The following is a 2,129-nucleotide window of genomic DNA, read 5'->3' as shown; positions in this document are numbered from 1 at the left end:
TCAACTGAAATCTCGTCAAAAAAGAGCTTTCACCGATTATGGTGAAAGCTCTTTTTTGCTTTCTTATTACTTGCCTTTCTCTCCACTCGCCACCGCATGGATGTTTTCATGTCTTTTTCGTCACGTCCGTTCTTCCTGCTTCATCCTGCCCTCCCGTCGCTCTCGCCTTCCGCGGCCGCCGTTTGAGCAAACGCCTCAGCCATCGATGATGGAGAAACGCTAATCGAGTAGGAGGGGGTGACGAACCCCCGTCCCCTCACACCACCTAGCATGCGGGTCCGCACTAGGCGGTTCGCCAATCTTGACGGAGTTCAAAATATCTCTGCGTTAAACTCTTCAGCCCTTGCTTAAGCCAGTAGGCTTTGCCAAGGGCTTTATGCAATTGAGGCGTCCTTGTCGTACGCCAAGCCCCTTTCCGAGTGTTAGCGATCTCGAACACTTCGTGTTCTTTGAGCCCAAGGGCTCTCAGTTCACGAATTCGAGTTCTCACCCTTTTCCATTGGTGCCAACGGCACAGTCTCAACCTTCTTCTTATCCATTCTTCCAGGCGCTTCAAGGGAGAGGGGGTCTCAATTAACGCGAAGTACCCCATCCATCCCATTGTATATTGGTTGAGTTTCCGGATACGTTCCTCCATTGGAAGACTCCAATTCGGATTCGTCAGTTGCCGGATTTTATTCTTAAACCGTTGAACGGATTTCGGGGCGAGTCGGATTCGAGCTTCTCGTTGAGACATGAAGCTGAACCCTAGAAACTTTCGTTTCCAGGGGCGGTCGACCGCACTTTTCTCCTCGTTGACTTTGAGTTTTAACTTCTTCTCCAGATACTTTTGAACGCTTTGTTTGACTCTTTGGCCCGCACGCGGACTGCGGACATAAATGTTACAGTCATCGGCGTAGCGGCAGAACTTCAACCCCCGCTTTTCAAGTTCTTTATCCAGATCATCCAGCAGGATGTTGGCCAAGAGCGGACTCAATGGCCCGCCTTGCGGCGTGCCTTCCTCTGAACGAACCCGGACACCTTCCAGCATCACCCCAGCTTTTAAGTAGGCCCTTATCAATTTCAGAACTCGCTTGTCCTCGACCTTCCGTGCAACCCGGCTCATCAGAATGTCGTGATTCACCCGGTCAAAGAACTTTTCCAGATCGATATCGACGACATATCGGTATCCTTCTTGGATATATTTCTGAGCTTGCCGGACCGCATCGTGGGCCCGCCGCTTGGGGCGGAAGCCATAGCTGTACGGAGAAAAATGGGGATCAAAGATCGGCGTAAGCACCTGAAGGATGGCCTGTTGGATGAACCGATCCATCACGGTTGGGATCCCCAGCAATCGGACGCCTCCATTGGGTTTCGGGATTTCGACCCTCCGGACCGGCGCCGGCTTGTAGGTTCCCTCAAGCAATTGTCTCTTAATGGACTTCCAGTGCTTCCGGATATCATCGCGGAGTTGTTCCGTCGGAACGCCGTCGATGCCCGGAGCCCCTTTATTTGCTTCCACCCGTTTGAGGGCAGTGATTAAGTTGTTCCGTGACAGAATCGTCTCCAACAGCGCCATCGAGATCTCTTTCCCTCCGCGGGATGGGGTTCAAGTCTTGCCGGGCAATGCTCAGCCCTCTATCCAAGGCCCTCCGGGCTTCACCCATCTTTCCTTGAAAGAGTTCCGTCAGGAATTCTGCTTCAGCGCATTGCGTCTCGAAAGAGTTTGATCCATCCCTGAATTGACGTTCAGCCCTTCCCTTTTCAGGCGTCCCTTACTCAGGTACTATGGCCTCTGCTGACTCCTGTACGTTCAGCAAAACCTCTCGATTTTGGTTGCCATCCTTAGAAGGCGTATCGTACAGGCCTCCCCGGATAAGAGTGCGGACTTTCCACTCATGTACCTGCCCAATATACCGCCACAGCCCTTGGCGGCTTAGGACTTCATCTTGTTATGCAGACTCATCCGACTGTGACAGCCTCAAATTGGGTTCGTGTCCCTCAGGTCGAGTGTTTGCCTCCGGCTTCCTTCAGATTCCGCCTCGCGGCGGACACCCTTGCCTTCAGCTAACGGTAGGCGCTCGCCAGCCCCCGTTCAGGACTTTCACCCTATAGCACCGCACCCATGCCGGGCGTACACTAAAAAATCC

Annotated in this window: 2 protein-coding genes; one reads left to right on the top strand and one right to left on the bottom strand. The window is 52.9% G+C overall.

Annotated elements, in window-relative coordinates:
- On the top strand, positions 1 to 223 hold a 223-nt coding region (locus CCB157_RS18155; RefSeq protein ID WP_238594756.1), incomplete at its 5' end, for a hypothetical protein.
- A 60-nt stretch (positions 224 to 283) separates the two neighbouring features.
- Here CCB157_RS18155 and ltrA read toward each other — a convergent pair.
- Positions 284 to 1,558: a group II intron reverse transcriptase/maturase gene (gene ltrA, locus CCB157_RS16710; RefSeq protein WP_077616929.1), complete on the bottom strand. Its 1,275-nt coding sequence runs from the start codon at positions 1,556 to 1,558 to the stop codon at positions 284 to 286.
- Positions 1,559 to 2,129: the final 571 nt, after the last annotated feature.

This window comes from Caenibacillus caldisaponilyticus (assembly GCF_002003465.1).
Taxonomy (GTDB): domain Bacteria; phylum Bacillota; class Bacilli; order Bacillales; family Sporolactobacillaceae; genus Caenibacillus; species Caenibacillus caldisaponilyticus.
Note: the sequence above shows the minus strand (reverse complement) of the source record. Positions and strands in the feature narration are given on the sequence as shown.